Here is a 6,612-nt window from a genome sequence, read left to right on the forward strand (position 1 = left end):
CCTGGCGTTCCTTCAACGTGTACCGTGATCTTATGGCCGTTAAGCTCCAGATCCACGTCATCGCCAGGCTTCGCATCCAGCCCTACCGTGCCACTGACGGTGATGTGATCGGACTCTTTCGCATTGATTACATTATCGCCGGCCACCTTGTCGATATCGATTCTGCCTGCAATCTGTGTATCCAGCGTGATGATATGAGTATCAGTCGATGTCGCTGGGTTACCCGCTTCATCGTGCCCACTGACAGTCACTACCACAGTGTTGTCACCTTCATTTAACAAGCTGTTGGCAACCGGAATTTCGAAAGTTCTGTTGCCGTGGCTGTCTTCAAGAACGACCCCACCCGTAACCGCCTTGCCGTTCACCATCAGTGTGATTGGGTCTCCGCCGTGCGCATCCCCCGTCACTACACCGTGCAGCATCGTGGTAGGCGCGTGAGATTCTTCAATATTGACGCGGTTATCACCGGCAATGGTCTTATCGAAGTGAATCTCGTTTTGCGCATCCTGATCGATGCGGATATCCACAAAACCGACGCCTGGCTGAGTGTTACCCACATCATCCACAGCCAACACTTTATATGTGATGTGCTGATCTTGCAGGAGTTCTGAGGTATTCACTTCGCGTGTAAAGGTAAACCCACCTTTGCCATCGCTCTGGAGCTTCGCAGTCAGATCATTACCGTTAACGGTAATCACCATCGTGTCCCCCTCTTTCACATCACCAGTGACTGAGCCACTAATCGTTGTGGTTGGGTTATGACTTTCCGCGAGGTTGAGAACATTATCGCCTGACACATTATTCAGGGTTAGTGTCACATCTGCATGATCGTCGATGCTGATCGTTCTATCTTCGCTGTTGCTGAAGGCGTTACCCGCATCGTCTGTGCCGGTGACCGTCACAGTGATGTGTGGATCGGTGCCAGGATGCGCTGCAGATTGCTTCTCAAGCTCAACTTGCAAATCGCTTGTCTCTACCTTCATTGTGTAGCCAAGCTGCCCGTTCATATAAGGAAGCTCGATTACGGTCGTGGTGGTAGGCACGCCGTTGAGAACCACCGTCACATCATCGCCAGGTTTAGCATCCAGACCTACCGTACCGCTGATCTCGGTTTGGCCTGCGGCGAGATCTTTCGCGCTAAGGATGTTGTCGCCAGAGACCGTATTGACGGTGATAGAAGCCTCGGCGGTGAAATCGGTAGAGTAATGTTGAGTCGCCGTTCTATCGAGGGTATTACCCGCATCGTCATAGCCGTGAACACTGGCGGTAATGGTGTCACCCTTCAGCAGATCGCTGGTTAAGACATCCACGCTGTAATGCAGATTTTGATCCACCGTAACGTTTGGATAATCCACACCGTTAACGTGAAGGGTAACTATGTCCCCTGGATGAACATCCCCTCCGACATGGCCCTTAATGGTTGTCGTTGGGTTATGTGATTCATTAAGGTTAATAATGTTATCTGGTGTCACGCTGTCGATAGACACTGATGCATCAATGTCGGTGTCTATCGTGACAGTAGTATCAGCAGTTTTAGTCTGCGTATTCCCGTGGTCATCATGACCGCTCACGCTAACAGTGACATGTGGATCCTGGCGCAGATCGTTGATGCTGACATCTTTGCTGAATCTCATCACGCCGTTGGCATCAGTAAATACCTGCGTGGTGATCGCGTGACCGTTTACCATGATGGTGACATTACTACCGTCATGTACATCTTTACCCGTCACGATTCCGCTCACTGGGGTCATACCCGTTTTGGATTCCACAATATTAATTGTGTCGTCACCAGCAATCTTATCCAACTGAATATCGATGCTTACATCGGTATCGATGGTTACGGTGGTTTGCGGAGTATTAGCCGTAAAATTAGGCATTTTTACCGTGATATCAGGGTTCTGCATCAGAGTCTGCGTATCGACAGGAATTGTATAGCTGTACTCTCCCGGCAGATTTGGGCGCTCAATAACTGTACCGGAATATTTAACCCCACCGACATAGACATCTATCGGCTCGCCACCATGAACGTCACCCACGACGGTGCCGCGTATCATCGTGGTTGTTGAGTGAGATTCGGCTTCATTTATCGTATTGTCACCCGCCACCGGGCTGATGGTGATAGTGGCATGAGGATCGGTATGCGTTGGGGTAGTGGTCCCGCCGTTACCATGACCGGTCTGACCGTGGTCATTTGAATGCGCCGTTGCCGTCTCGGTATTACCATACGGGTCAGTAGTGGTGATGCGCACAACCACATCCGATTGCGCAGTCATCGTCCCGGCACCGATAGAAGTTCTGCCCCCGGTGACAGGATCGGTCACATTGTCAGCGTTGTAGCCCAATTTACCGTCTGCGAGAGTGATAACCTTGGTGTTATAGGATTTTCCTTCAACGGTAATCGTTACCGTATCACCCAACTTAGCATCACCGCCCACATGCCCTTCGATAAGCCAGAAATCGTGAGAAGAATTGATATGTACAGAGCCAGGCGTCACGTCGATCTGCGCTTCAGCCTGCGTATCAATAATCACCCCACGATCGAACGTAGCGAGCTGTGTATTGCCCGCTGCATCGTACCCGGTCACTTCTGCATGAAGCAGTGGTTTATTTCCGCCAGAAAGTAAATCGTCGGTGCTGACATCAATGCTGTAGCCCAGGCCACCGCCCTGCACGATCACGTTACCGTAGTAGTGCTGCCCGTTAACGGTGAGATCCACCACATCGCCAGGATGAACGTCACCCGTTACAGTGCCAGTAACTTTAGTGAATGGCAGATGCGCTTCATCATGATTAATCGCATCATCCACGTCGATAGGGTCGATGGTAATAGTCGCGCTCGCGCCATCATCCCTGGATACATCGTGGTCGGCATGCGCCGTTTTGGTATTTCCTGCTGCATCTGTCGCATCGACCGTTGCCACAATATGCCCGTTGGCGAGCAGGTCGGAAGTATTGGCCTCGAAGGAATAACCTAGTTTATTACCCAGATAAGCCTGAGGCTCAACCTTCACATCGTGCGTGATACCGTTAATCGTCAGATGGACGAAGTCACCAGGTTTTACATCACCGGTTACCACACCGTTGATGACGGTGGTCGGATGGGTTTGATCCAATCCATTAAGAACGTCATCGCCTGAAACCACGTTGATAGTGACTGTGGCGTCGGCGTGATCGTCAATACCCACGCTATGATTATCATTCGCCGTCGCGGTATTACCCGCTACATCAGTAATACTGATGCTGGCAAGAATATGAGGATCGGCCTGAATATCGTGGGTGCTCACCGGAATATGGAAGCCCATCTGGCCGTTGCCTCGGTCTTCCACAACCCCGTGATAGACCACATGGTTTATGGTTAGCGTCAACGGATCGCCTGGGTGCATTTCACCTTTCACTGTGCCACTGACAACCGTGTAACCTTGCTTGAGTTCGTCAGCGTTCAGGGTGTTATCCGGCGTGACGGAATCGACCTTTATCTCAGCCAGGGCTTTGGTATCAATAGTAATGCCCTGCTCCGCATGCGCCGTTGCCGTGTTATTGGCGTTGTCTGTGGCGGTGACCGTAACTTTTACATTCGGGTCGACAAGCAAGTCGTGGGTGCTCACCTCACGGTGATAAACCAACTTGCCATTTTCACTGACCACTTTTGTCGTCAGCTCCTGGCCGTTAACCAGGATATGAACGTAATCACCTACTTTAACGTCGCCTTCAACGGTTCCGCTGATAGTGGTGGTCGAAGCTGTCGATTCATGGGCGTTAATCATATTGTCGCCCGTCACCTTATCAATGGTGATTTTAGCCTCGGCTTTCAGGTCGATTTTTAGATCTTTCGTCACATCAATCGGGTGTTCGTTACCCGCCGTGTCGTAACCCACAACATGCGCCGTTACCTGAACGACAGTGTCGTTATTGGTATCAGAAGATGCGCCTTTCTTATCTGACATCAGATCTTTGGTATCGACATCAACGCTATAACCCAGCGCCCCATTGGAGAATGGCAGCTTAATAACCGTCGTCTCATATTTGTGGTCGTGTACGGTGACGATAACTTTATCGCCCTCGTGCACGTCACCGCTGACAGTACCGGTGATTCGGGTATGCGCCTGCTGTGACTCCGTAAAGTTGATAATGTCATCGCCAGTCACTTTATCCAGGTGAATCACCGGATCGGCGTGGTTATCAATATTGACGGTGTGTGTCGCAGATTTCGTCAGTTCGTTGCCCGCAGCATCATGCACTTTGACGGAGACCGTCATAGCGATGTGCCCGTCTATATCTTTGCTGTTGTCATTAAAGGCAGAAGGATCGACCGCAACCTGATAGCCAAGCTGACCTGGAGCGATAAAGATAACGTTGCCATGGAAGTGTCTACCGCCGATTTCGACATCAACTGCATCCCCTTCACGGGCGTCGCCACCTACGGTTCCATGAACAAACTGCTTAGGTGCAGCCAGTTCATCATGATTGAGAATGTTATCTTTAGTGACATCAGCAATGGTGATTGTGGCGTCGGCATGGGTATCCAGCACCACGCCTCTGTGCTCGGTCGACACTACTTCATTGTTTGCCGCATCATGACTGGTCACTTTGACCTGAACGTCATTATTACCTTCTTTCAACACCCCGACAGGGACGGCCACTTTGTAGTGCAGATGCCCGTTCGCATCGGCATAGACTGTGCCCGGATAGTTTTTACCCTGCACGGTGACCATCACCGCGTCGCCCGCTTTGGCATCTTCCCCTTTCACATGGCCGGTAATCAGGGTTTCACGATGGGATTCGTTGAAGTTAACAACGTTATCACCCGCTATAGTGCTGATGGTCTGATTGTTATAAGCGTGATTATCAATATGCACCGTGTGCTCAGTGGTCACCGTCACTTCGTTATGCGCGCCGTCATGGGAAGTCACGCTCGCGGTGAATGTCACGTCCTTATCGACATTACCTTTGTTATCGCTAAAGTCAGACGTCTTCACTTCGATGCGGTAGCCAAGATGACCATGACCATCCAGATCGACAACCTGACCTGTACCAATCGTCGTGCCACCAATCTTCAGCACGACTTCATCGCCAGCTTTCGCATCAACGCCCACTGTGCCGGTAATCGTCTGTTTGCCCGCCGCCAGTTCGGCATGGTTCAGGACGTTATCTGACGTCACGTCGTCAATAGTGATGGTGGCATCAGCGTGGTTGTCGATATGTACCGTTTTATCGTAATGCGCGACAACTTCGTTACCCGCTGCATCATGTGACGTGACTTTCGCATGGATGTTCACGTCGCCATCTACATTGCCTCGGTTATGGCTGAATACCGCCGGATCAACATCAATCTTGTAACCAAGTTGGCCACCAGACAACTTAACGACTTCGCCCGGGAATTTCTCGCCGTTGATCTCGAGGACAACTTTATCGCCTTCCTTCGCATCACCACCGACGATACCGGTGACCGTCTGCTTCGCCGCGTTCAGTTCGTCATGATTGAGGATGTTATCCTGAGTAACGCTACCAATGTCGATGTTAGCCACAGCAAAGTTATCAATATGCACCGTGTGCTCGGTGGTCTGAATCACTTCGTTTTTCACGTCATCGAAAGAGGTGACGGTGGCGGTGAATTTCACATCGGTATCAATTTGGCCGCGGTTATCCGTCAGCGCGTAGGTATCTACCTCAACACGGTAACCTAACTGATGGTTACCCAAATCAATCACATGCCCTGGATATTTATAGCCATTGATCTCGATAACAACGTCATCACCGGCTTTGGCATCGCCCCCCACGGTTCCGGTAATCACTTGTTTCGGATTCGCCAGCTCATCCTGGTTAAGAACGTTGTCCGTCGTCACTGAGTCAACAGAAATAGTGGCGTGCGCCTGGGTGTCCAGCGTGACATTGATATGCTCAACCGCATTCGCGACATTACCCACCCCATCATGGCTGGTGACCGTAACGCGAACGTCATTGGCGCCCTCGTGGAATTTCTCGGTCGGCACGCGTACTTCATAGTGAAGTTTCCCGTCATCACCGACAACCACGCTACCTTTGAAGTTCTCACCCTGTACACGAACAACTACCGCATCTCCTGCTTTCGCATCCACACCGGTAACTTCACCGCTGATAAGCGTCGGCATGCGGGATTCATTCATGCTGATGGTGTTATCGCCAGCAACCGTTTCAACCGTCACGTGGTTGTTAGCATGGTTATCGATATGAACCGTGTGCTCAGTGGTTTCGATAGCAATGTTACCCGGCTGGTCATGGGAGGTAACCGTAGCGGTGAAGGTCACGTCCTTATCCACTTCGCCTTTGTTATCGCTGAATACAGAAGAAGCAACGTCAATACGATAACCAAGATGCCCCTTACCATCTAAATTCTCCACGTAACCGTGGCCGATAATCTTATTACCAATTTTGAGGACAACTTCATCGCCCACTTTCGCATCCCCACCGACGGTTCCGGTGATCGTCTGTGTTTTCGCGTTCAGTTCTGAGTGGTTCAGGACATTGTCGTCTGTAACATCGTTAATATTGATAGAAGTGTAAGCGGTATAGTCAGCACTCACACCATGGTTGGTATGGGCTTCAACAGTGTTGCCTGCATAATCTGTGACCGTC

The 6,612-nt window shown here is 50.8% G+C and carries 1 protein-coding gene; it reads right to left on the reverse strand.

Features of this window, described 5'->3' with window-relative positions; translation table 11 throughout:
- The coding region (locus M979_RS23350) for an Ig-like domain-containing protein (protein WP_064555249.1) at positions 1-6,612 on the reverse strand (6,612 nt) is incomplete at both ends.

Origin of the sequence: Buttiauxella noackiae ATCC 51607 (assembly GCF_001654865.1) — a bacterium.
Taxonomy (GTDB): Bacteria; Pseudomonadota; Gammaproteobacteria; order Enterobacterales; family Enterobacteriaceae; genus Buttiauxella; species Buttiauxella noackiae.